Below are 23,318 nucleotides of genomic sequence, written 5' to 3' on the forward strand. Positions count from 1 at the left end.
TTCACCCGCCGCCCGCCTCCCGGAGGCGGGCGGCGGCGTCCTCGGGGAGGACGTCGGTGATGAAGGCGCCCGCGCCGGACTCGGCGGAGGCGAGGTGCTTGAGCTTGTCGGCGGTCCGGCGCGGGGTGAAGACCTCGACCCACAGGTGGGCGTCGCCGCGCCCGGCGGTCACCGGCGCCTGGTGCCAGCAGGCCATGTACGGCACCGGGCCGGGGAACAGCCGCTCGAAGCGGCCGAGGATGTCGGCGTACAGCCCCATCAGCTCCACGGCGGGGCCCTCGCCGAGCGCGGGGAGGTCGGGAACGTGCCGGAACGGGGTGATGTGGACCTGGTAGGGCCAGCGCGCCGCGTACGGCACGTACGCCACGAAGTGGTCGGTCGCCGCGACGATCCGTTCGGTGCCGGCGGCGTCCGCCGCGGTCGCGCAGAAGACGCACCCGCCGCGGGCCACCCCCAGGACCTGCCGCGTTCTCGGTGTCACGTACGGGAACGCGTAGATCTGGCCGTGCGGGTGCTGGAGGGTGGCCCCGATCTCGACGCCCCGGTTCTCGAAGACGAAGACCTCCTCGACGCCCGGCAGCCGGCCGAGCTCGCGGGTCCGGTCGGTGAACGCGCGGGCGACGGTGGGCAGCCGGGCGGCGGGGAGCCCGGCGAACGAGGCGTCGTGGTCGTCGGTGAAGCAGACCACCTCGCAGCGTCCCCCGGCGGGGCCGCCGAGGGAGGGGAAGCGGTTCTCGAACACGGCGACGTGGTAGCCGGACGCGGGGATCTCGCTGCCGGGCCCTCCCGGGCACAGCGGGCAGGCGTCCGACGCGGGCAGGAAGGTGCGGGTCTGCCGGTGCGCGGCGACGGCGATCCACTCGTCGAGGACGGCGTCGTGGCGCAGCTCGGGCCGGGGCCGGTGCGCGGGCAGGTCGCGGGGGTCGGGGGCCGACCGGTCCAGGCCGGGGACGTCGTCGAAGTACAGCAGCTCGCGGCCGTCGGCGAGGTGGACGCGGGTGCGGGAGGCCGGTGCGGGAGCGGTGGTCATGGCGTTTCCGTAACGTGGACGGCCGTGCCGGCGGCGGCGAGCGCGTCGAGCTCGGCCCGGGGGGCCTGCGGATCGGTGAACAGATGGGTGATGCGCTCCGGCGGCACCGTCTGGAACGGCGCGTCGACGCCGATCTTGGTGTGGTCGGCCAGGACGACCACCTCCTCGGCCGCGGCGGCCAGGGCCTGGTCGACACCGGCCACCGGCAGGCTGGGGGTGGACAGGCCGCGGGCGGAGGTCAGCCCGTTCCCGGACAGGAACGCCCGCCGGACGCGCACGGTGGCGAGGAAGCGCTCGGCCACGCCGCCGACCATGGCGTGGATCGAGCCGCGCAGCATGCCGCCGGTCAGCACCACGTCGACCTCGCGGGCGTCGGCCAGGGCGTGGGCGACCAGTAGCGAGTTGGTCGTGACGGACAGGCCGGGGAGGCGGGCCAGGCGCAGCGCGAGCTGCTCGGTGGTGGTGCCGGGGCCCAGCACGACGGCGTCCTGCGGACCGACGAGACCGGCGGCGAGCTCGGCGATGGCGGCCTTCTCGCGGACGGCCACCCCGGCCTTCTGCCGGTGCGTCGGCTCGCGGGCCGGGCCGCCGAGCGGGGCGGCGCCGCCCCGGCTGCGGTCCAGCAGCCCCTGCTCCTCCAGGGCCCGCAGGTCGCGGCGGACGGTCACCTCCGAGGCGCCGAGCGCGGTGGCCAGGGTGTGCAGCGACATCGCGCCGCGCTCCCTCAGCAGCCGCAGGATCCGCTCGTGACGTTCCGCGGCGAACCGGGTTGATCCCTCCACCACTGGCACCCTCCCGACCCTCTCATTATCATTAGCGTACCATTTGCGATCGTTAAGGACTGATACCGATCGAAACAGCATGGTGGGCGCCCGGCCGCATCAATCTCATCGGCGAGCACACCGACTACAACGGCGGGCTGGTGCTGCCCTTCGCCGTCCCCTGGGGCGTCACCGCCCGCGTCGCCGGACGGCCGGACGGGACCGTGCGGGTGTCCAGTGCCCAGCGGCCCGGCCGGGAGGTCACCGTGCCGCTGGAGGAGCTGCGGCCGGGAACGCCGGACGGCTGGGCGTCCTACGCCGCCGGTGTCCTCTGGGCGCTGCGCCGCGCCGGCCACCCGGTCGGCGGCGTCTCGATCCGGCTGGACTCCGACCTTCCCGAGGGGGCCGGGCTGTCCTCGTCGGCGGCGCTGGAATGCGCGGTGGCGGCGGCACTCGACGACCTGTGGGCGCTCGGCCTGACCCGCGTCGAGCTGGCCCGGGTCGCCCAGCGCGCGGAGAACGACTTCGCCGGAGCGCCCACCGGGATCCTGGACCAGAGCGCCGCCATGCTCGCCCGCGCGGGCCACGCCGTCCTCATCGACACCCGCGACCTGGCGAGCACGCTCGTCCCGTTCGACCTGGCCGCCGCCGGGCTCCGGCTGCTCATCGCCGACACCGGGGTCGCGCACGAGCACCGCACCGGCGGGTACCGCGCCCGCCGCGAGGAGTGCGAACGGGCGGCCCGCGCCCTGGGCGTCCCCGTGCTGGGCGACGCCCCGCCCGGCGCGCGAACGGGAGACCCGGTGCTCGACCGCAGGATCCGCCACGTCCGGACCGAGAACGCCCGCGTCCGGGAGACCGTCGACCTGCTGGCCGGCGGCCGGGTGCGCGCGATCGGGCCGCTCCTGACGGCCTCGCACGCCTCGCTGCGGGACGACTACGAGGTCTCCTGGCCGGAAGCCGACCTGGCCGTCGAGCGCGCCCTCGCGGCCGGCGCGCTCGGCGCCAGGATGGTCGGCGGCGGCTTCGGCGGCTCGGTCATCGCCCTGGTGGAGGAGGCCGCCTCCACCACCGTGCGAACGTCGGTCGAAGCCGCCTTCAAGGCCGAGGGGCACGGCGCCCCGCGCTTCCTGAGCGCCACCCCCGCACCGGGAGCCCACCGCCTGAACGAAGGTCGGTGAGCGGCGGGCGAGGAGGTGTTCCCCGGGCCGGCCGGGCCGGTCAGCCGGCCCGCCAGCCCTCGCCGCGATGCTCGTCCAGCCCGGGGACCGGACCTGGCGGAAGTGACGGATGCGCCGTCGTGCGGACCGGCACCCCCACGGTGCCGTCCGCGATCACACCGCGGGACCGGAAATGCTCGTGCGCCATCATCTCCGACCGGGTCAGCAACGGCGCGACCGGAGCGCCCGCGGCCTCCAGCAGCGCGACCGCCTCGTCCCGGGTGAGCCGGCCGACCGCCGCCGCCACCTCCGCGTCCAGCTCCCGGAGCCGCCCGAGCCGTTCGGTGAACGGCACGTCCGCGTGCTCGCCGAGCCCCAGCGCCCGGCAGGACGCCGCCCACAGGTGCTGCTCGGACACCACTCCCAGGCTGATCTGCCGGCCGTCCCTGGTGGCGTACACCCCGTACCCGGGGACCGGGCCGTGGAAGTGCTCCCGCACGGTCTCCCGCGTCTCCGGCACCGTGCCGACCCAGTGCGCCACGACATCGGCCATGCCCAGATCGATCCGCTCACCGGCGCCGGTGGCCCGCGCCTTGAGGCAGGCCGCGGTGATCGCGAACGCGGCCATCGTGGCCGCGGCCATGTCGGCCACCGGCAGGTCGCCCGCGTCCGGTGACACCGCCCCGGGCGGCAGGCCCCCCGCGTACGCGCGGTAGTTCACGTCATGGCCGGGCACCGCCGACAGCGGCCCGGACGCCCCGTACCCCGACAGCGAGCAGTACACCAGGCTTGGGTTGACCCCGAGCAGGGCCTCGTGGCCCACACCGAGCCGTCCGGCGACACCCGGCCGGAACCCCTCCACGAACACCTCGGCACCGGCCGCCAGCTCCAGGCACCGGGCCCGGCCCGCCGGGTCCTTGAGATCGAGCACGACGGCCCGCTTGCGCTGGTTGAGCAGGTCGAAATGGCGGCGGAACGCCCGCATCGGCTCCCCGCCCGGCGGCTCCACCTTGATCACGTCCGCGCCCAGCTGGGCCAGCAGCTGCGTCGTGTACGGCCCGGGCCGCCACATCGTCAGATCCAGTACCCGCAGCCCGTCCAGCAACGCCATCGCCTGCCTCCATCCGCCGGTGATCACCCACGTTCCCGTCCGGACTCCGAACCAGTCAAGCGAGCGCTTGGTCGTCTGCGAAAACCGTTCCAGTGCGGGGACGGCCCGGCGGTACGGTCGCGGGATGTTCTCCCTCCAGGAGCCGCCGCTCTTCACCCGCCTCCACAAGGCGGACCGGATTCTGATCTCGGGGGCGGGCGGCGGATTCGACGTCTACGCCGGGCTTCCGCTCGCGCTGGCCCTGCGGGCGGCGGGCAAGGAGGTCCACCTGGCCAACCTGTCCTTCAGCGCCCTCTACGGACTGGACCTCGACGTCTGGTGGGAAGAGGACGTGGCCAGGATCGGCCCGGACACCCCCGGCCGTGACCGCTACTTCCCCGAAGGGGTGCTGGCGCGCTGGCTGAGGACGCACGGCCAGCCGTCCACCGTCTACGCGTTCCCGAAGGTGGGCGTGCGGCCGTTGCGCGACGCCTACCGCTTCCTGGTGGAACGCCTCGACCTCGACGCCGTGGTGCTCGTGGACGGCGGCACCGACATCCTCATGCGCGGGGACGAGTCCGGCCTGGGAACGCCCGAGGAGGACATGGCGAGCCTGGCGGCCGTGCACGGGCTGGACGTACCGGACAAGCTCGTCGTCTGCGCGGGCTTCGGCGTGGACGCCTACCACGGCGTGAACCACTCGCACGTGCTGGAGAACCTCGCCGCGCTGGACCGCGAAGGCGCCTACCTCGGAGCGTTCTCGATCCCGCGCGACAGCAAGGAGGGCGCGCTCTACCTGGACGCCGTGGCCCACGCCCAGGCGGAGACCCCCGACCATCCCAGCATCGTCAACGGCTCCATCGCCGCGGCCGTCCGGGGCGAGTTCGGCAACGTGCGGTTCACCGAGCGCACCGCGAAGAGCGAACTCTTCATCAACCCGCTGATGGCCCTCTACTTCGCCGTGGACCTCGACGGCCTGGCCCGCCGCTCGCTCTACCTGGAACGCCTGGAGAACACCCGGCTGATGCGCCAGATCAGCTCCATCATCGAGGACTTCCGCCACGAACTCGCCCGGACCCGGCCACCCCGCCAGTTCCCGCACTGAGGTTGGTGCCACGGCCCCCGGTGGGCGATGCTGGGGGCGTGTCAACGGAGACTCTTACCGCTATGAGCGGATCTGAACTGCGTGCCTTCCTGCTGGGTTTGCCGGGTGTGGATCAGGTCGGTGTCGAGGAGCGTGCCGCGCGGCTGGCTTCTCGGTCGATCAAGACCTCGGCGAAGGCGGAGGCGATCGATCTGGCGATCTCGATGGTGGATCTGACGACGTTGGAGGGGGCGGACACGCCGGGGAAGGTGCGGGCGTTGTGCGCCAAGGCCGCCCACCCCGATCCGTCCGATCCGGGTGTGCCGAAGGTCGCCGCCGTGTGCGTGTACCCCGATCTGGTGGGGGTGGCGGTGGAGGCGCTGGAAGGCACCGGGATCGTGGTGGCGAGTGTGGCGACGTCGTTTCCGTCGGGGCGTGCGCCGTTGGAGGCCAAGCTGGCCGATACGCGTGCGGCGGTGGCGGCGGGTGCGGGTGAGATCGACATGGTGATCGATCGGGGCGCGTTCCTGGCGGGGGATTTGGTGAAGGTGTTCGAGGAGATCGTGGCGGTGCGCCGAGCGTGCGGTCCGGCGCATCTGAAGGTGATCTTCGAGACCGGTGAGCTGGTGACGCTGGACAATGTGCGGCGGGTGTCGTGGCTGGCGATGAGGGCGGGCGCCGATTTCATCAAGACCTCGACGGGGAAGGTGGCGCCGGCGGCGACGTTGCCGGTGACGTTGGTGATGCTGGAGGCGGTGCGTGATTTCCACGCGGCGACGGGCCGGCGGGTGGGGGTCAAGCCCGCGGGTGGGATCCGCACGACCAAGGACGCGATCAAGTACCTGGTGCTGGTGAACGAGACCGCGGGGGCGGATTGGCTGAGCCCGGAGTGGTTCCGGCTGGGGGCCTCCAGCCTGCTCAATGATCTGCTGATGCAGCGCCGGAAGCTGAGCACCGGTGTGTATTCGGGTCCCGACTACTTCTCCCTGGACTGAACATGACTTTCGAGTATGCGCCCGCGCCCGAGTCGCGGGATGTCGTCGATATCCGCCCGTCGTATGGGTTGTTCATCGATGGGGAGTTCACGGGCGGGGGTGGTGAGCCGTTCAAGAGTGTCGATCCGTCCAATGAGGAGACGCTGGCGCAGGTGGCGTCGGCGGATGCGGGGGATGTGGATCGGGCGGTGGCGGCGGCGCGGCGGGCGTTCGTGCGGGTGTGGGGGCCGATGCCGGGGGCCGAGCGGGCCAAGTATCTGTTCCGGATCGCGCGGTTGGTGCAGGAGCGTGCGCGTGAGCTGGCGGTGCTGGAGTCGATCGATAACGGTAAGCCGATCCGGGAGTCGCGGGATGTGGATGTGCCGCTGGTCGCGGCGCATTTCTTCTATTACGCGGGGTGGGCCGACAAGCTCTCCCACGCCGGTTTCGGGCCGGATCCGCGGCCGTTGGGTGTGGCGGGGCAGGTGATTCCGTGGAATTTTCCGTTGCTGATGCTGGCGTGGAAGGTGGCTCCGGCGTTGGCGTGTGGGAACACGGTGGTGTTGAAGCCGGCGGAGACGACGCCGTTGACGGCGTTGGTGTTCGCCGATATCTGCCGTCAGGCGGGGTTGCCTGCGGGTGTGGTGAATGTTGTGACGGGGGCGGGGGAGACCGGTCGTCTGGTGGCGGGGCATGAGGGTGTGGACAAGGTCGCCTTCACCGGTTCCACCGCCGTGGGCAAGCAGATCGCCCGGGCGGTCGCGGGAACCTCCAAGCGTCTGACCCTGGAGCTGGGGGGTAAGGCCGCCAACATCGTCTTCGACGACGCTCCTCTCGACCAGGCGGTGGAGGGGATCGTGAACGGGATCTTCTTCAACCAGGGGCACGTGTGCTGTGCGGGGTCGCGGCTGCTGGTGCAGGAGTCGGTCGCCGAGGAGCTGTTGGAGCGTCTCAAGGCGCGGATGGCGACGCTGCGGGTGGGGGATCCGCTGGACAAGAACACCGACATCGGTGCGATCAACTCCGCCGCGCAGCTGGCCAGGATCCGTGAACTGTCCCAGGCCGGGGTGGCCGAGGGTGCGGAGCGGTGGTCGCCGGAGTGCGTGTTGCCCGAGCGGGGGTTCTGGTTCGCGCCGACGGTTTTCACGGGGGTGGCGTCCTCGCACCGGATCGCGCGGGAGGAGATCTTCGGGCCGGTGTTGTCGGTGTTGACCTTCCGGACTCCGGGTGAGGCGGTGGAGAAGGCCAACAACACTCCGTACGGGTTGTCGGCGGGGGTGTGGTCGGAGAAGGGTTCGCGGATCTTGTGGGCGGCGCAGCGGTTGCGGGCGGGGGTGGTGTGGGCCAACACCTTCAACAAGTTCGATCCCGCCTCGCCGTTCGGTGGTTACAAGGAATCGGGGTTCGGCCGCGAGGGCGGACGGCACGGGCTGGAGGCCTACCTCAATGTCTGACACGGCGAACAACGCCACCTCCAAGCCGGGTGGGCGGCTTGCGGTGCGCAAGACCTACAAGCTGTTCATCGGGGGCGCCTTCCCCCGCTCGGAGTCGGGCAGGTCGTATGTGGTGAACGACAGCAAGGGCGCGTTCGTGGCCAACGCCTCCCGCGCCTCGCGCAAGGACGCCCGTGACGCGGTCACCGCCGCCCGCAAGGCCCAGCCGGGCTGGGCGGGGCGTACCGCCTACAACCGGGGGCAGATCCTGTACCGGATCGCCGAGATGCTGGAGGGCCGCCGGGCCCAGTTCATCGATGAGCTGCGCATCGGTGGCCTGTCCAAGACCGCCGCGGCGGCCGAGACCGACGCCGCGATCGACCGGTGGGTCTGGTACGCGGGGTGGGCCGACAAGATCGCAGCGGTCACCGGTTCGGCCAATCCCGTCTCCGGCCCGTTCTTCAACTTCTCCACCCCCGAACCCACCGGGGTCGTCGCGGTCATCGCGCCGGACTCGCCGTTGCTGGGGTTGGTGTCGGTGGTGGCGCCGGTGATCGTGTCGGGCAACACCTGCGTGGCCGTGGCCTCCGAGCCCGCACCCCTGCCGGCGGTCACCTTGGCCGAGGTGCTGGCGACCTCCGACCTGCCCGGCGGGGTGGTCAACCTGCTCACCGGGCACCGTGCCGAGCTGGCGCCGTGGCTGGCCTCCCACATGGACGTCAACGCCATCGACCTCGCGGGCGCCCCCGGCGACCAGGTGGCGGCGTTGGAGGAGGCCGCGGCCGGCAACCTCAAGCGGGTGCTGCGGCCGTCGGGGACCGATTGGGCGGCCGAGCCCGGAACCGCACGGATGACCGCGTTCCTGGAGACCAAAACCGTCTGGCACCCCGTGGGTGTCTGATCCATAAATCGACGCAGAGTGTGTAGAGCGTCACGATCTGTGGAATAGATCTCCCCGTAGCTGATCAACACGGGGGGTGGATCAGTGCCCAGCAAGACAACGCGTACGACGTCGAGCCGAGGTACGGCCGCGCGTACGAAGAAGACCACGACCAGGACCACCAAGAGCAAGGGAGCGGCGTCCGCCGGGCGGAGCACGCCGCGGCGGCGCACCAGCGCGGCCACGGCGAGCACCGCGGGACGGACCACCGTCCGCAAGACCGCGGGCGCCGCGTCCAGATCCTCGGGGACGACCCGTCGCGGGAGTCCGGCGTCCAGCCGGAGCACCTCGGCGCGCAAGGCCGCGAACGGCCGGTCGAGAACCGGCAGGTCCGCCGCGGCGCCGTCCAGCAGGGCGTCGGCCGCGGCGGCCGGCAAGGTCACCAAGGCGGCCGGTGAGGCGAGGGCCGCCGCCACCAAGATGAGGTCGGTGGCGACCAAGGCGACCTCCTCGGCCAAGGCCATGGCGGCCATGACCAAGGCGATGACCACCGCGACCAAGGCGATGACCGATGCCTCCAAGGCGATGAACGCCGCGGCCAAGGCCATCGCCGGCACGTCCAGGTCGGCGGGGCGAACGACCACGACCGCGCGGACCTCGGGGACGCGTAGCGCCGCCCGGGGCTCGGGTACGCGGGCCCGGAGCAACGGGACGCGTTCCACGGCGGCGCGATCCGGCGCCACGCGATCCGGCGCCACGCGATCCGGCGCCACGCGATCCAAGAGCACGGGCACGAGCGCGCGCACCCGGAGCACGGTCTCGCGGACCTCGGGGACCCGGGCCTCGGGAACCCGGGCCTCGGGAACCAGGAGTTCGGGTACCAGGAGTTCGGGTACGCGCTCCAAGGGGACCACGCCGACCCGCAGGGCGGCAGCCTCGGCACCGGCCGTGGCCCGGTCCGCGGCGCGGTCCGTGGCCAGGCCGGCGGCGAAGGCCGCCCCCATGCCGCGCCCGGGAGGTTCGACGAGCACGGCGGGCGGGCTGCTCAGCGGGATCACCGGCGGGGCGGGGAACCGCTGACGCCGGTGCGGTGGATCCCCTTCCCGTGACCGCGGGGAGGGGACTTCCCCGGACGTGCCACGATCCAACGGAGGATCACATGGACGACCGACAGATCCTTGAGCGCATCGGCGAGTACGTGGCCGAGGAGCACGAACTGCGCGCACGCTACCAGCGTGGCGAACTGACAGGGGACGAGGAGAACCGTCGGCTGGAACAGCTGGAGGTGGCCCTGGACCAGTGCTGGGACCTGCTCCGGCAGCGCCGGGCGAGGCTCGGTGCGGGTGCGAGTCCCGACGACGCCCAGGCCCGCCCTCCGGGCGAGGTCGAGGGCTACCTCCAGTAGGAGACGGCATGGGCGACTACGGGCAGCGTCTCAGCTTCGGCCACGTCCTCACGCCCGAGGCCGGTGCCCCGCTGGTCGGGATCGCCCGGCGGGCGGACCGGATCGGGCTGGAGCTGCTCGGCGTCCAGGACCAGCCGTACCAGCGCCGGTTCGTCGACGCGCAGACGCTGATGGCGACCGTGCTGTCGGCCACCGGCCGGATCCGCGTCTTCCCCGCGGTGGCGTGCCTGCCATTGCGGCCTCCCGCCGTCCTCGCCAAGGCGATGGCGACCCTCGACCTGTTCAGCGGCGGCCGGGTGGAACTCGGCCTCGGCGCGGGCGCGTTCTGGGACGCCATCGAGGCGTACGGGGGGCGGCGGCTTGCTCCGGGCGCGGCCCGTGCCGCGCTGGAGGAGGCGGTGCACGTGGTCCGGCTGCTGTGGGACGGGCGGCACGGGGCGCGCTTCACCGGACGGTACTACCGGCTGGACGGGGGCGGGCCCGGCCTGCGCCCGGCGCACCGGATCGGCGTCTGGCTCGGCGTGACCGGGCCGCGCGCGCTGGCGCTCGCCGGGCGGGTCGCCGACGGGTGGATCGCGCCGTCGGAACGGGTGCCGCCCGGGCGGCTCCTGGAGGCCCAGCAGCGGATCGACGAGGCCGCCGCCGAGGCGGGCCGCGACCCGGCGGAGATCCGCCGGATCTACATCCTGAGCGGCGCGATCGGCCCCGGCCCCGCACGGACCTTCCTGAACGGCGACTCCGGGCAGTGGGTGGACGAGATCTCCGAGCTGGCCCTCGGGTACGGCGTCGACACGTTCCTGTACGACGGCGACCCGGACTACCTGGAGACCTTCGCGCTGGAGATCGTCCCGGCCGTGCGGGACACCGTCTCCCGGGAGCGCCTCTGAGCGCCGGGCGGCGCCGAGTACGGCGCCGCCCGGACCAGCTCACATGCGTTCGGGCGTGGGGACGCCGAGCAGTTCCAGCCCGGTGACCAGGGTGCGCAGCGTCGCCCGGCACAGCGCCAGCCGGGACGCCCTGGTCTCCTCGTCCGGGGCCTTGAGCACCGGGCAGTTCTCGTAGAACGTCGTGTACGCCGAGGCCAGGTCGAAGATGTAGCTCGCCAGCCGGTGCGGCTCGGCGGTCGCGCCCGCCTGCTCCAGCACCGCGCCGAAGCCCAGCAGGTGCAGGGCCAGCGCCCGCTCGGCCGGGTGGCCGAGCGCGATCGGCCCGGTGGCCTGCTCGGGGTCCAGCCCGCCCTTGCGGAAGATGGACCGGATCCGGGCGGCGGCGTACTGCAGGTACGGGCCGGTGTTGCCCCGGAAGGCGATCATCCGGTCGAAGTCGAAGATGTACTCGCTGTCGCGGGCCACCGACAGGTCGGCGTACTTCACCGCGCCGATCCCGACGGCCTCCACGATGGCCGAACGGGTCTCCTCGTCCAGCTCCGCCTCGTGCTGGATCTTGTCGAACTCGACCCCGGCCCGCTCCACGGCCTCGTCCAGCAGCTCGATCAGCTTGACGGTGCCGCCGGCCCGGGTGCGCAGGATCTTGCCGTCGGTGCCCAGCACGTTGCCGATCTCGGCGTGCTCGGCCACCACCGCGTCGTTCAGCCAGCCCGCCATCCGGGCCACCGCGAACACCATCTGGAAGTGCAGCGACTGCGGCGCGCCCACCACGTAGACCATCCGGTCGACGTGCTCGGTGTCCACCCGGTACCGGACGGTGGCCAGGTCGCTGGTGGAGTAGTTGTAGCCGCCGTCGCGCTTGCGGATGATGACCGGCAGCGGCTCGCCCTCCCGGCCGGTGAACCCGGGCGGGAACGCGCACAGCGCGCCGTCGCTGATCACCGCGATGCCCTTGTCCTCCAGCTCCTGGGCGGTCGGGGCCAGCAGGTCGTTGTAGAAGCTCTCGCCCTTGATGTCGTCGTCGGTGAGGGTGACGCCGAGCCGCCGGTACACCGAGTTGAAGTACCGCTTGGAGGCGTCGACCAGGAGTTGCCACAGCCGCAGCGTCTCGGGGTCGCCGGCCTGGAGTGCGACCACCCGCTGCCGGGACCGGTCGGCGAACGCCTCGTCGCCGTCGAACTTCGCCCGGGCCGCCTGGTAGAACGCGGTCAGGTCGCTGACCGAGGAGTCGTCGCGCGCGGCGGCGTCCTCGCCGAGGTCGAGCAGGTGCTCGATGAGCATGCCGAACGGGGTGCCCCAGTCGCCGACATGGTTGTCCCGGATCACCTCGTGCCCGAGGAACTCCAGGATCCGGGCGATCGCGTCGCCCACGATCGTCGTCCGCAGGTGCCCGACGTGCATCTCCTTGGCGACGTTGGGCGAGGAGTACTCCACCACGACCCGCTGCGGGGCCTCGGCGGCGGGGACCGCCAGCCGGTCGTCGGCCAGGACCCGCTGCGCCTGCTCGGCGATCCAGTCGTCCCGGAGCGTCAGGTTGATGAAGCCCGGCCCGCTGACCTCCACGTTCGCCGCGACGTCGGCGACGTCGAGCGCGGCGACGATCTCGGCCGCGACCTCTCGCGGCTTGCGGCCCAGCTTCTTGGCCAGCGGCAGTGCCACGTTGGCCTGAAGGTCGGCGAACTGCGACGGCCGGATGACCGGGTCGGCGTCCGCGTACGACGGTCCGAAGGCGGCGCTGAGCGCGGCCTGGACCCGGGCGGCGAGTACGAGTTGCGGATCGGGCATGGCCTAAGGCTATCGGCGCGGCGGCGTGGAACCGGCACTGCTTTTCCGATCCGCGGGCGGGTCGCCGGCGCTCCGCTGGGCGTCGTGCGCGGGGCCCTGCCTGCGATGACCGGATTCCGCCGGGCTCGTGACGGGTGCGGGGACCGGCTCGCCGAGCGCCGCGTCCGCGTCCGTACCCGCGTTCACGCCCGTATCGGACGGCGCCGCGGGGGCGGGGACCGGCGGGACGGTCCTGCCGTCCCTGTCTCCCGCCCTGTCTCCCGGCTCGGACGGCGAAGCCTTCTCCCCGCCCTGGTCGGCCTTCTCGTTCTTCTCAGACCTCTCCGACCTCTCCGACCTCTCGGATCTCTCGGCGGCCTTGTCGTGCTTCTCTTGCTTCTCGTTCTTCTCGTGCTTGTCCTTGTCGCCGTCCCGGTCGCCGTGCATCAGCCGGCCCAGCCTGGACGGGGGACGGGTCGCGGCGATCTGCTCGCGGATCCGGTCCACGATGCGGCCCGCCGCCAGGTCGTGGGCGAGCAGGCAGGCCGAGGTGATCCCGCGGGCACGGGACGCGCCGTGCGCGATGACCACCGTGCCGTTCAGGCCCAGCAGCACGCCGCCGCCGTAGGTCTCCGAGTCGAGCCGGTCGCGCAGCTCCAGCAGGCGGCGCCGTTGCAGCAGGCTGCCGAAGCGGGCGGTGCGGCTGGCGGACATCGTCTCGCGCATCTCCGCCAGCGCCATCCGCACCGTGCCCTCCATGGTCTTCAGCGCGACGTTGCCGGTGAAGCCGTCGGTGACCACCACGTCCACGGTGCCCCCCAGCAGGTCGTGCCCCTCCACGTTCCCGGCGAACTCGATGCCGTGCTGCCCGCCCGACAGCAGCTCGTACGCCCGCTTGGTGACCTTGTCGCCCTTGCCCGCCTCGGCGCCGATGTTGAGCAGCCCCACCCGGGGCCGGGGCAGGCCGGTCAGGATCTGGGCGTACGCGGTGCCCACCGCCGCGAACTGCACCAGGGTCTCCGGCTTGACGTCGGCGGTGGCGCCGGCGTCGAGCAGCACGGTGGGCCTGGGACGGGTGGGCAGCCGCACCGCGATCGCCGGGCGCATCACGCCGTGCTGGCCCTTCAGCCGCAACCGGGCCGTGGCCACCACCCCGGCCGTGGTGCCCGCCGAGACCAGCGCCGACGCCCGGCCCTGCTTGATCAGATGGCAGGCGATGGCGATCGACGAGCGCGGCTTGCGCCAGCCCGCCAGCGCCCCCTCGCCCATGTCGAGGGCCTCCTCGGCGTGCACGATCGGGATCTCCCCGACGACGCCGTGCCGGTCCAGCTCGCGCCGGATCCGCGCCGCCTGCCCGACCAGGACCAGCCGGACGCCGTGATCGCGCACGGCGTCCACCGCCCCGGCGATGATCTCCTCGGGGGCGTGGTCGCCGCCCATGGTGTCGACGGCGACCGGCGCGGGGCGGTCCGGCACCGGGCGCGACGGCCCGGCCGTGCCGGTCATGGCGGCTCCAGATGTGGTGAAAGGACGCGGTTCGCCGCAAGAACGCAGCTCATCGCATCGTAGGCGGTCCCCTCACCTGCTCCGGCAGCGGTCGCGGTTCCCGTACCCCGGTTCGCGGTCCCCGGTCCACGTTCCAGGAACCGGGCCGGGACCGCGCCGGGACCGGTGTCAGTCCTGCTGCGTGCGGCAGTCCGACCCCAGGCAGCGGGCGTTCTCCACCACCGGGCGGCCGTCCACCAGGATCGTGAAGTGGTGCTCGCGCGTCTTGTCCTCGCCGGTGCCGATGACCAGGACGTTCTTCTTGGCGGCGGTCATGCCGAGGCAGTGCGCGCGCATCTTCTCCTTGGTCCAGCCCGGCATGTCCTTGCAGATCAGTGCCTGGGTGAGGGTGATGCCGCGCTGGCGGAGCTCGTCGGTGGCCCGGGCCCCGAGCGCGCCGCGCAGGGCGGCCTGGGTCGGGTAGCGCAGTTCCTTGGACCCGGTCAGCCACACCACGGCGATGGCGGTGACGACACCGGCCACGAGGAGACCGGTGAGCCCGGCGACCAGGATTCTCACTCGCGTGATCTTCACTTCCGTAACATCGCCCCGGCGGGCACGCCCCATGCCGGGCCCGGCCCGTGTTTTCCCTGGTCCTGCCGAGTCGTTGCCTGATCAGGAGGCTGTCAGCGGGGCGCCGGGCAGCCCAGGCCCAGGCAGGCGGTACGGAGCACCACGCGCCCGTCGACCGTCACGGTGTAGGACTCCCGGGGACGGTCGGTGTCGGCCCGGTCGGCGCCCCCGGTCACCACGACCCGGGCGCCCGAGGCGGTGCGCCCGGTGCAGCGCACCCGTACCACCGAGGCGACGCCGGTGGCGGGCGTCCGGCAGTGCGGGCGGTCCGGCGTCGGGATGCCGCGCCGCTCCAGTTCCGCCCGCGTGCCGTCGGCGACGGCGGTGCGGTAGGCGCCCTCGGAGATGCGTTCCATCACCTCGCAGCCCGACGAGGTGAGGACGAGCAGCGCCACCAGCGCGCCGGCCTTCAGCGACCTCGGCGTCCGCGGCCCCCGTGGAACGCGCCTCATCCGGTGGCCCCGGCGGTACCGGTGACCTCGGCGACGGCGTCGGCGACGGCGTCCGGCCGGTCGAGCTGGATCATGTGCTTGGCATCGGCCAGCTCGACCTGCCTCCCGTACGGGCTCATCGCGGCCAGCCGCCGGTGCCCCCGGGCCCACTCCCGGGCCCGGCCCGCGCCGCGCACGTCGCCGAGCGCGGTGAGGACCACCAGCGGGATCGGCGGGAACGGGCGCCGCTCGCGCAGCGCCGCCAGGTCGGCGGTCATCTCCCGGTAGGCCAGCTCCTCGGCCAGGATGGTGCCGATCACCGTGCCCCGCCCGTACACCCGCCGCGCGACCTCCGGCGGGACGGTGTCGTCGCGGTCGCTGGTGAAGCCCAGCACGAGCCGCCGCCCGGCCGGGCCGCCCAGGCGGGCGATCCGGGTCACCTCCAGGGCCGTGCCCAGCGCCGAGCAGAGCGGGTTGAGCGCGGCGGAGACGCGCACCGCCGAGCAGGGCTCGTCCTCGTAGCTGGGGTCGACCAGCACCATCCCGCGGACCAGCTCGGGATGCAGCCGGGCGAGCGCCTCGGCGTGCAGCCCGGCCATCGAGTGCGCCAGGACGGTCAGCGGGGCGCCGAACTCCCGGGCCAGCCCGGCCATGACGGCGGTGTCGCGGCGCAGGCTCGGCGGGGCCTGCGCGGCCGGGCTCAGCCCGAGGCCCGGACGGTCGAACGTGAGCGTCCGGTGGGTGCGGCCCAGCACCTCGACCGTCGGGTCCCAGTCGAACCACGCGCCGCCGAGACCCGACCCGATCAGCAGCGGGGGACCGCCGGGCCGTCCGGCCTCGACCACGTGGACCTGCTCTCCCGCGACGTTCACGACGCGCGGGGACGCATGCGCCGGGATCACAGCCGTGCCCCCTCTCGTACCGGACGGGTGCTCGCGGTGCCGCGCCGCGCCCGCCGCCGGTCCTCGTACAGCGCCCAGGCGACGGTGAGGAGGGCCAGGCACAGGATGCTGATCTGGACGCGCTGGAGGATGCCCAGCCAGCGGCCCATCACCATCGCGACCAGCGTGCTCAGGGCGAAGGACACCTCCACCACCGCCAGCGCCCAGCCCCACCGGGCCAGCGCGGGCCACCAGCCGTACCGGCGGGCGGCGATCGACAGCGACAGCAGCGCCAGCACCCCGAAGACGATCACCAGGCTGCTGGTGACCGAGTGGAAGGAGTGCGAGAAGCTCACCTGGCCCGCCCGCTCCCGCAGCGCGCAGCCGGTCTCCAGGCTGGGCGCGCAGTCCAGCGGGAAGACCGCGTCGCCGATGGCCGCCAGCCCGAACAGGGCCAGGAAGCTCCAGCCGGCGACGGACCAGCGGCGCCGCCGCAGCCGCAGCAGCGCGGTGAGCGCCACGGTGATCACCAGCAGGCCGGTGATCAGGTCGCCGCCGCTGTAGACGGAGTGGTACGGCTGGTCGGCGGCCGACAGCTCGCTGACGTAGCCGTTGACGGCGTCCAGGTCGGGGCTGAGCCGGTGCTCCAGCATGAACGTGGCGTAGGTGACCGCCGCGACGACGGCCAGGGCGACCGTGAAGGCGGGGACGGTGCCCGGCTCGTCCCGCTGACCTGCCACGTTCTGCTCTGCCACGTTCACCCGGCCGGCCCCCCGCGTACCCGTCAGAAAGTGTGGACGTCTCCCTCGCCGTGACGTCCCCTCAGCATAAGGACGCGGGCGGGTCGGCCCCTGTTCACCTTCGGTGAACGACCGGCCTGCGGGAGAGGTGCCCGGAGACGCGCCCGAAGTGCGGCCTGGCGGGCCCTGCCGCCGTCCGGCCGGTTCTGGGGTGACCAGCATCTTTGTGCTGACATAAGGGTACATATTCGGCATAAGCAGGGTTTAGCCGCTTCAATGGGGGTGGCCTGAGGCCCTCAGGGTGCGTTTCCCCCCGCTGACTTCAAGGAGACCCGACACGTGACACTGGTGAACGACGCGGCACCCCCGGTGCGATCCACCGGCCGCAAGTTCCGCGCCTTCACGGCGAAGCACCTCGACGAGCTGACCGCACGGGCGGGGCTCGGCCCCGACGAGCGGCTCGCGACCCGGGCGGTCGCCACGGTCCTGCCCTTCCGGACCAACGCCTACGTCATCGACGAGCTCATCGACTGGTCGGCCGCGCCCGACGATCCCATCTACCGGCTGGTCTTCCCGATGGCGGACATGCTCCCGGCCGAGGACGTCGCGCACCTTTCCGACCTGCTCCGCCGCGAGGCACCCAAGGCCGAGATCGACGCCGCCGCGCACGCGGTGCGGATGAAGCTCAACCCCCATCCGGCCGGCCAGATGGAACTCAACATCCCCAGCTTCGGCGACGGCAAGCTCCCCGGGCTCCAGCACAAGTACGACGAGACGGTCCTGTACTTCCCCAAACAGGGGCAGACATGCCACGCGTACTGCACGTACTGCTTCCGCTGGGCGCAGTTCGTCGGGGAGCCCGACCTGAAGATGGCCGGCGACGACTCCCAGCAGCTGAGGGACTACCTGGTCGCCCATCCCGAGGTGACCAGCGTCCTGTTCACCGGCGGCGACGCGATGATCATGGGTGAGCCGGTGCTGCGCCGCTACGTCGAGCCGCTGCTTGACCTGGAGCAGCTGGAGTCGATCCGGATCGGGACCAAGTCGCTGGCCTACTGGCCGCAGAAGTTCGTGACCGACCCCGACGCCGACGAGATGCTGCGGCTGTTCGAGCAGGTCGTGGAGTCGGGCAAGAACCTGGCGTTCATGGCCCACTTCACCCACCCGCGCGAGCTGGAGCCGCTCGTGGTCACCGAGGCGGTCCGCCGCATCCGGGACACCGGCGCGGTCATCCGCACCCAGGCCCCGCTGATCCGGACGATCAACGACGACCCGGCGGTCTGGAACGGCATGTGGCGCACCCAGACCCGGATGGGCATGGTGCCGTACTACATGTTCGTGGAGCGTGACACAGGCCCGCAGGACTACTTCGCCGTCCCCCTGGGCCGGGCGTACGAGATCTTCCGGGACGCCTACAAGCAGGTCTCCGGGCTCTCCCGCACCGTCCGCGGCCCGTCCATGTCGGCCACGCCGGGCAAGGTCTGCGTGGACGGCGTCCTGGACCTGGCGGGCCAGAAGGTCTTCGCGCTGCACTTCATCCAGTGCCGCGACGCGGACCTGGTCGGCAAGCCGTTCTTCGCCAAGTACGACCCCGACGCGGTGTGGCTGGACGACCTCCAGCCGGCCTTCGGCGACCGCTTCCCCTGGCAGGTCTGACCCTCGGCCTTCCGATACCGGGGCGCACCGGACCACCTCCCCCTGGAGGCGGCCCGGTGCGCCCCGGCCCGTTTCCGGCGTCCCCTCGCCGGTCTCCACGTGGAATCGAGCGGTTCCACGCGCCCTCATGGTGAACGTTGTGCAATCGGCTGATTTCACACCGTCATCGTGGCACGCTAGGCGCGAAAAAGGTGCCCTCGGGGCACCCGTGCAGTCAACTGCACAAAGCTCCCACGCCTAAGAACGGTCGCCGCCGTCCGCGGCGGCATGCCAGAAGGGGAACGCGCGTGCCCGCTCGCAAGCCAGCTCCCACCATCCGCCTCCGCCGCCTCGCCACCGAACTGCGCCGACTCCGCGAGGACGCCGGCCTCACCCGCGAGGAGGTCGTCGAGCGCACCGGCATCAACAACGCCACGCTCTACCGGATCGAGGTCGCCCGCGTCCGGCCGCAGCCGCGGACACTGATGACGCTGCTGAACACCTACGGCGTCGCCGAAGGAGAACGCGAGGAGCTCACCACCCTCCTCAAGGACGCCGGGAAACGGGGCCCCCTCCACTCCCTCGCCGCCCGGCTGCCCGAGACCTACGCCTCGTACATCGAGTTCGAGACCGAGGCGTGCGCGGTGCGGAACTACGAGAGCGCGTTCGTCCCCGGCCTGCTCCAGACCGCCGACTACGCCCGCGCGGTCGTCCAGGGCGTCCTCCCCGGCGCCGGGCCGGCCGACGTGGACGACCGGGTCGAGGCGCGCGTCCAGAGGCAGGCCGTCCTCAACGGCGACGCCCCCCTCACGTTCTGGGGGATCGTGGACGAGGCGGCGCTCCGCCGCCCCGTCGGCGGCGCCGGGGTCATGCGCGCCCAGCTGCGCCACCTCGCCGAGGTCGCCCGGCGGCCCAACGTCAACCTGCAGGTCGTGCCGTTCGGGGCGGGCGCCCATCCGGGACTGCCCGGATCGTTCGTCCTGATGAGCTTCCCCGAGGGCGTCGGCTCCGCCGTCGTCTACCTCGACGGCCAGGCGGGCGACATGTTCCTGGAGGAAGAGGCCGACGTCAGCCGTTATACGCTGGTTTTCGAACATCTCCGCGCAGCCGCCCTCGACCCCGCAGGCTCGGCCAGGCTGATCGCCGAGGCTGCCGACGGGACCTGAGCACGAGGGGGCCAGCATGACCGCGCCGCGCGCCCGGCCCGGTGCCCGGTGGCGCAAGAGCGTCCGGAGCAGCGGCGACGGGCAGTGCGTGGAGGTCGCGTCACTCGGCGGCGCGATCGGGGTCCGGGACTCCAAGGCGCCCGCGGCCGGTCATCTGGCCCTCTCCCCGGCGGTGTTCGCCGAACTCGTCGAACGGGTCAGGCGCGACGAGCTCGACCCGGCGGGACCCGATCCGGCGAGGCCCGCCCCGGCAGGAACTGGATGAGACGGAATATGGAACTGCTCCACTCGGGCAAGGTCAGGGACGTGTACGCCGACGGCGAGGACCTGATCCTCGTCGCCTCGGACAGGGTGAGCGTCTACGACGTCGTCCTGCCCACCCTGGTCCCCGACAAGGGGAAGATCCTCACGCGGCTCTCGCTGTGGTGGTTCGAGCAGCTCGCGGACGTGATCCCCAACCACGTGATCTCCGCGACCGACGTCCCGGCCGAGTGGGCCGGGCGCGCGGTGCGCTGCCGCCGCCTCACCATGCTGCCGGTCGAGTGGATCGCCCGCGGCTACCTCACCGGCCTCGGCCTGAAGCAGTACGAGAAGGACGGCGCCGTCTCCGGCGTGCCGCTGCCCCCGGGCCTGGTGGAGGCGTCCCGGCTGCCCGAGCCCGTCTTCACGCCGACGACCAAGGCCACCGAGGGGCACGACGAGTTCATCACCTACGACGACGTGGTGGCCGAGATCGGCGCCGACACGGCCGCCCGTCTCAAGGAGGTCACCCTGGAGGTGTACCGGCGCGGAGCCGCCCTCGCCGCCGAACGCGGCATCGTGATCGCCGACACCAAGCTGGAGTTCGGCCGCGCCGCCGACGGCACGCTGGTCCTCGGCGACGAGGTCCTGACCCCCGACTCCTCCCGGTTCTGGCCCGCCGACGAGTGGACGCCCGGACGGCCCCAGCACTCCCTGGACAAGCAGTTCGTCCGGGACTGGAGCGCCACCCTCGACTGGGACCGCACCCCGCCCGGCCCGGAGATCCCGGCCGAGATCGTCGACGCGACCCGCGCCCGCTACATCGAGGTCTACGAGCGCCTCACCGGCGACCGCTGGGACTCCTGAGTCCCGCCCAGCCGCCCCTGAACGGCGCCGAGGCCGCCCCGGGACACCCCGGGGCGGCCTCGATGGCGCTCCACTCCAGACACCGCTCAGTGTTGTTTCTGGGGGGGCGACCCCCAGGCCCCCGGCAAGGGCAACTGAGTGGTGTCCTGCGCTCCGCTGGCGCTCCACTCCAGACACCGCTCAGTGTTGTTTCTGGGGGGCGACCCCCAGGAACACCACTCAGTTGCTCAGTGCCCGTACACCGGCACGATCGTCGCGCGGGCCAGGGTGTGGGCGGTGATGTTGAAGCCGACCACGGCGGGTGAGGTGTCGGGGCCCAGGCCGAGGGACTCGGTGTCCAGCGCGTGGACGGTGAAGACGTAGCGGTGCGGGTCGCCGGGCGGCGGGGCGGCGCCGCCGAACGCGCGGAGGCCGTAGTCGTTGCGGGCGTGCACGCCGACCTTGGCGTCCTCGGTCCCGGCGCCGGCGGGCAGCTCGGTGACCTCGGCGGGGATGTCGAAGAGCACCCAGTGCCAGAAGCCGCTCCCGGTCGGCGCGTCGGGGTCGAAGCAGGTGACCGCGAAGCTCTTCGTCTCCGCGGGGAAGCCGGACCAGCTCAGGTGCGGGGAGAGGTTCTCGCCGCTGAAGCCCCAGTCGTTGAACACGTGCTTGCCGGAGAGCTGCTCGCCCTCGGTGACGTCGTCGCTGGTGACGGTGAACGACGGGACCTGCGGCAGGTGGTCGTGCGGCAGCGGCGGCTTGGCGGACATGGAGGGCCCTCCCGGTCGGTTGATCTCTGTCGCCTCCATACCTATCAGGGACGCGGGCCCGCACCGTGCGAACGGCGACGGCGGCGACACCGGCTGCGTGGCCGGTCTCGCCGCCGTCGGCGGGGGCTCCCGGTGTTACTTGCCGGTGGCCTCCGTGTACGCGCGCAGGACCTCCTTGGGGTCCCCGTCCATCTTGATCCGGCCCTCGTCCAGCCAGATGACCCGGTTGCAGGTCTCCTCGATGACGTCCAGGTTGTGCGCCACCAGGAAGACCGCGCCCGCGTCCTTGCGCAGCTCCTCGATCTTCTCCTTGCTGCGCTTCTTGAACTTGGCGTCACCGGTGGCCAGGGCCTCGTCGATGAGCATCACGTCGTGCGTCCGGGCGGCGGCGATCGCGAACCGCAGCCGGGCGCCCATCCCCGAGGAGTAGGTCGACATCGGGTAGTCGATGAAGCCCTTCTTGAGATCGGCGAACTTGACGATCTCCTCGTACTTGGCCTTGGTCTCCTCCTGGGTGAGCCCCATCGCCAGGCAGCCGAGCACGATGTTGCGGGAGCCGGACAGGTCGCGCATCAGCGCGGCGTTGACGCCCAGCATCGAGGGCTGCCCGTCGGTGTAGACGCCGCCGCGGGCGGGCGGGAGCAGCCCCGCGATGGCTTTCAGCAGCGTGGACTTGCCGGACCCGTTGGTGCCGATGACGCCGATCGCGTCACCCCGGTAGGCGATGAAGGAGACGCCCCGGACAGCGTGCACCTCTTTGGTCTGCGGGCGGTTCTCCCGCTTGACGATGCGCAGGAGGGCGCTGGCGGCCGTGCCCTTGCCGCCGCCACCGCTGTAGACCCGGTAGACGATGTGCAGACCGTCCACGACCACGATCGGCTCCCGGGTGGGGTCGACCACCACCTCGGGCTGCTGGGAACCCGTCCCGGTCACCGGAGCCTTCTCCTTGAGAGCCTTAACCACGGCCGTACCTCTCCTCCGCACGGTAGAAGTACCAGAAGCCCCCGAAGAAAGCGATCATGGCCCACAGCGCCGCGTACAGCCAGAGCCTGGTGTAGTCGACCTGGAACGGTGCCAGGTCTTTACGGAAGCTCGCCAGCAGTGACGTGCGCATCAGCTCGATGTAGACCGAACCGGGGTTGGCCTCCAAGATCTTGCCGACCCAGGGGTATCCCTTGTCGGCGAACTTCTGCCCCATGTGGGGGATCAGGAAGAAGATGCCGGAGAAGTAAAGCCATGAACGGGTGATGAACGGCAGGAGCTGCTGGATGTCGCGGACGAAGGCGCCCGCCCGGGCGATGGCCAGGCTGATGCCGATGTTGAACATCAGCTGGAGCAGCAGCACCGGCACCATCAGCAGCCAGTACAGGGTGATCGGCTCGCCGGTCGCCAGCACGATCACCAGCAGCACCGCCATGGAGATCAGCAGCTGCTGCAGCTCCATCAGCACGTGCGCGAACGGCAGCGAGGCGCGGGGGAAGTGCAGGGCCCGGATCAGCGACAGGTTGTTGCCGATCGACTTGGCGCCCGCGGTCAGCGATCGCTGGGTGAAGGTGAAGACGAAGACGCCTGTGATCAGGAACGCCGTGTAGTTGTCGATGCCCCGGTTGGTGCCGATCAGGACACCGAAGATCAGGTAGTAGACCGCGGCGTTCAGCAGGGGGGTGAGGACCTGCCACAACTGTCCCAGCCGTGAGCTGGTGTAGGTCGAGGTGGTCTTCGCCGAGGCGAAGTTCCAGATGAACTGGCGCCGCTGCCACAACTCGCGGACGTACGTGCGCAGCGGGGGGCGCGCCGCGCTCTGCGTCAGACCGTGCCGTGCGGCGAATTCGGCCAGCGACTCGCTGCTCAGCCCGTTCATCCGAGGCTCCGCGAGAGTGCCGACCGGCTCGCCGTCCGAGGTGCTGAGCCGTTCCGGGTGACTCATGCCGGGAAGCCTATTGCAGTCCACCATATGTGAGGGACGTTCGCCCATATGTGACCCCTGATTTGAGATCTTCGGGGAATCATGTCGGACTCCCAG

23 protein-coding genes and 1 pseudogene are annotated in these 23,318 nt (G+C 72.0%); 12 read left to right on the forward strand and 12 right to left on the reverse strand.

Annotated elements, in window-relative coordinates; translation table 11 throughout:
* Position 1 precedes the first annotated feature (1 nt).
* Entirely contained in the window at positions 2-1,030 is a 1,029-nt protein-coding gene (locus IW256_RS37865; protein ID WP_197015521.1) for a galactose-1-phosphate uridylyltransferase, read from the reverse strand.
* Entirely contained in the window at positions 1,027-1,812 is a 786-nt protein-coding gene (locus tag IW256_RS37870; protein ID WP_197015522.1) for a DeoR/GlpR family DNA-binding transcription regulator, read from the reverse strand. Before IW256_RS37870 ends, IW256_RS37865 begins: the two co-directional genes overlap by 4 nt.
* Before the next feature lie 68 nt (positions 1,813-1,880).
* Between IW256_RS37870 and galK the strand changes: the two genes are divergently transcribed.
* A complete protein-coding gene (gene galK / locus IW256_RS37875; protein WP_307829417.1) occupies positions 1,881-2,972 on the forward strand; it encodes a galactokinase in 1,092 nt (363 codons plus the stop codon).
* Positions 2,973-3,012: 40 nt separating this feature from the next.
* Here galK and IW256_RS37880 read toward each other — a convergent pair whose 3' ends face one another.
* The gene (locus tag IW256_RS37880; protein WP_197015523.1) at positions 3,013-4,062 is read right to left on the reverse strand and encodes a CaiB/BaiF CoA transferase family protein; all 1,050 of its coding nucleotides are present in this window, start codon (positions 4,060-4,062) and stop codon (positions 3,013-3,015) included.
* 124 nt (positions 4,063-4,186) lie between these two features.
* On the opposite strand from IW256_RS37880, the gene IW256_RS37885 reads away from it, so the two are divergent.
* The 7 genes from IW256_RS37885 to IW256_RS37915 all read left to right on the forward strand — a co-directional run bounded on the left by IW256_RS37885 (position 4,187) and on the right by IW256_RS37915 (position 10,704).
* Positions 4,187-5,146, forward strand: a complete 960-nt coding sequence (locus tag IW256_RS37885; protein ID WP_197015524.1) for a DUF1152 domain-containing protein — start codon at positions 4,187-4,189, stop codon at positions 5,144-5,146.
* 62 nt (positions 5,147-5,208) lie between these two features.
* The gene (gene deoC, locus IW256_RS37890) at positions 5,209-6,120 is read left to right on the forward strand and encodes a deoxyribose-phosphate aldolase (protein WP_197015525.1); all 912 of its coding nucleotides are present in this window, start codon (positions 5,209-5,211) and stop codon (positions 6,118-6,120) included.
* Between the two features lie 2 nt (positions 6,121-6,122).
* The gene (locus IW256_RS37895; protein ID WP_197015526.1) at positions 6,123-7,553 is read left to right on the forward strand and encodes an aldehyde dehydrogenase family protein; all 1,431 of its coding nucleotides are present in this window, start codon (positions 6,123-6,125) and stop codon (positions 7,551-7,553) included.
* Positions 7,546-8,433: an aldehyde dehydrogenase family protein gene (locus tag IW256_RS37900; protein WP_197015527.1), complete on the forward strand. Its 888-nt coding sequence runs from the start codon at positions 7,546-7,548 to the stop codon at positions 8,431-8,433. The genes IW256_RS37895 and IW256_RS37900 overlap by 8 nt, the downstream gene beginning before the upstream one ends.
* Before the next feature lie 84 nt (positions 8,434-8,517).
* Positions 8,518-9,492 (forward strand): hypothetical protein, encoded by a 975-nt coding sequence (locus tag IW256_RS37905; RefSeq protein ID WP_197015528.1) that lies wholly within the window; start codon positions 8,518-8,520, stop codon positions 9,490-9,492.
* Between the two features lie 79 nt (positions 9,493-9,571).
* Positions 9,572-9,817 (forward strand): DUF2630 family protein, encoded by a 246-nt coding sequence (locus IW256_RS37910; protein ID WP_197015529.1) that lies wholly within the window; start codon positions 9,572-9,574, stop codon positions 9,815-9,817.
* Positions 9,818-9,825: 8 nt separating this feature from the next.
* Positions 9,826-10,704 carry an LLM class flavin-dependent oxidoreductase gene (locus tag IW256_RS37915; RefSeq protein WP_197015530.1) on the forward strand — a complete coding sequence of 293 codons (879 nt, stop codon included), beginning with the start codon at positions 9,826-9,828 and terminating at the stop codon, positions 10,702-10,704.
* Positions 10,705-10,743: 39 nt separating this feature from the next.
* On the opposite strand, the gene argS is transcribed toward IW256_RS37915, so the two are convergent.
* The 6 genes and pseudogenes from argS to IW256_RS37945 all read right to left on the reverse strand — a co-directional run bounded on the left by argS (position 10,744) and on the right by IW256_RS37945 (position 16,653).
* Complete coding sequence (gene argS / locus IW256_RS37920) at positions 10,744-12,489, reverse strand: arginine--tRNA ligase (protein WP_197015531.1); 1,746 nt, start codon at positions 12,487-12,489, stop codon at positions 10,744-10,746.
* Between the two features lie 426 nt (positions 12,490-12,915).
* Positions 12,916-13,974, reverse strand: a pseudogene (gene plsX / locus IW256_RS37925) (phosphate acyltransferase PlsX); the annotation flags it as partial.
* Between the two features lie 168 nt (positions 13,975-14,142).
* On the reverse strand, positions 14,143-14,532 hold the full coding sequence (locus tag IW256_RS37930; RefSeq protein WP_307829331.1) for a hypothetical protein: 390 nt from the start codon (positions 14,530-14,532) through the stop codon (positions 14,143-14,145).
* Positions 14,533-14,639: 107 nt separating this feature from the next.
* Positions 14,640-15,038 carry a hypothetical protein gene (locus IW256_RS37935; RefSeq protein WP_197015533.1) on the reverse strand — a complete coding sequence of 133 codons (399 nt, stop codon included), beginning with the start codon at positions 15,036-15,038 and terminating at the stop codon, positions 14,640-14,642.
* The gene (locus IW256_RS37940) at positions 15,035-15,919 is read right to left on the reverse strand and encodes an alpha/beta fold hydrolase (RefSeq protein ID WP_307829332.1); all 885 of its coding nucleotides are present in this window, start codon (positions 15,917-15,919) and stop codon (positions 15,035-15,037) included. The genes IW256_RS37935 and IW256_RS37940 overlap by 4 nt, the downstream gene beginning before the upstream one ends.
* Positions 15,916-16,653: a DUF998 domain-containing protein gene (locus tag IW256_RS37945; RefSeq protein ID WP_307829333.1), complete on the reverse strand. Its 738-nt coding sequence runs from the start codon at positions 16,651-16,653 to the stop codon at positions 15,916-15,918. Before IW256_RS37945 ends, IW256_RS37940 begins: the two co-directional genes overlap by 4 nt.
* A gap of 324 nt (positions 16,654-16,977) precedes the next feature.
* Here IW256_RS37945 and IW256_RS37950 point away from each other — a divergent pair, with 324 nt between their 5' ends.
* The 4 genes from IW256_RS37950 (at position 16,978) to IW256_RS37965 (ending at position 20,546) form a co-directional block, all read left to right on the forward strand.
* Complete coding sequence (locus IW256_RS37950) at positions 16,978-18,294, forward strand: KamA family radical SAM protein (protein ID WP_197015535.1); 1,317 nt, start codon at positions 16,978-16,980, stop codon at positions 18,292-18,294.
* A 287-nt stretch (positions 18,295-18,581) separates the two neighbouring features.
* Positions 18,582-19,439, forward strand: a complete 858-nt coding sequence (locus IW256_RS37955) for a helix-turn-helix domain-containing protein (protein ID WP_197015536.1) — start codon at positions 18,582-18,584, stop codon at positions 19,437-19,439.
* Between the two features lie 16 nt (positions 19,440-19,455).
* A complete protein-coding gene (locus IW256_RS37960) occupies positions 19,456-19,704 on the forward strand; it encodes a DUF397 domain-containing protein (protein WP_197015537.1) in 249 nt (82 codons plus the stop codon).
* 8 nt (positions 19,705-19,712) lie between these two features.
* Positions 19,713-20,546, forward strand: a complete 834-nt coding sequence (locus IW256_RS37965) for a phosphoribosylaminoimidazolesuccinocarboxamide synthase (RefSeq protein ID WP_197015538.1) — start codon at positions 19,713-19,715, stop codon at positions 20,544-20,546.
* Between the two features lie 227 nt (positions 20,547-20,773).
* Here IW256_RS37965 and IW256_RS37970 read toward each other — a convergent pair whose 3' ends face one another.
* From IW256_RS37970 to IW256_RS37980, 3 genes are all read right to left on the reverse strand, one after another.
* On the reverse strand, positions 20,774-21,295 hold the full coding sequence (locus tag IW256_RS37970; RefSeq protein WP_197015539.1) for a YbhB/YbcL family Raf kinase inhibitor-like protein: 522 nt from the start codon (positions 21,293-21,295) through the stop codon (positions 20,774-20,776).
* Between the two features lie 135 nt (positions 21,296-21,430).
* Positions 21,431-22,228, reverse strand: coding sequence for an ABC transporter ATP-binding protein (locus IW256_RS37975; protein ID WP_307829334.1), 798 nt, complete (start codon positions 22,226-22,228; stop codon positions 21,431-21,433).
* A 22-nt stretch (positions 22,229-22,250) separates the two neighbouring features.
* Positions 22,251-23,222 carry an ABC transporter permease gene (locus IW256_RS37980; protein ID WP_197015540.1) on the reverse strand — a complete coding sequence of 324 codons (972 nt, stop codon included), beginning with the start codon at positions 23,220-23,222 and terminating at the stop codon, positions 22,251-22,253.
* Positions 23,223-23,318 lie beyond the last annotated feature (96 nt).

Source organism: Actinomadura viridis (assembly GCF_015751755.1).
Taxonomy (GTDB): domain Bacteria; phylum Actinomycetota; class Actinomycetes; order Streptosporangiales; family Streptosporangiaceae; genus Spirillospora; species Spirillospora viridis.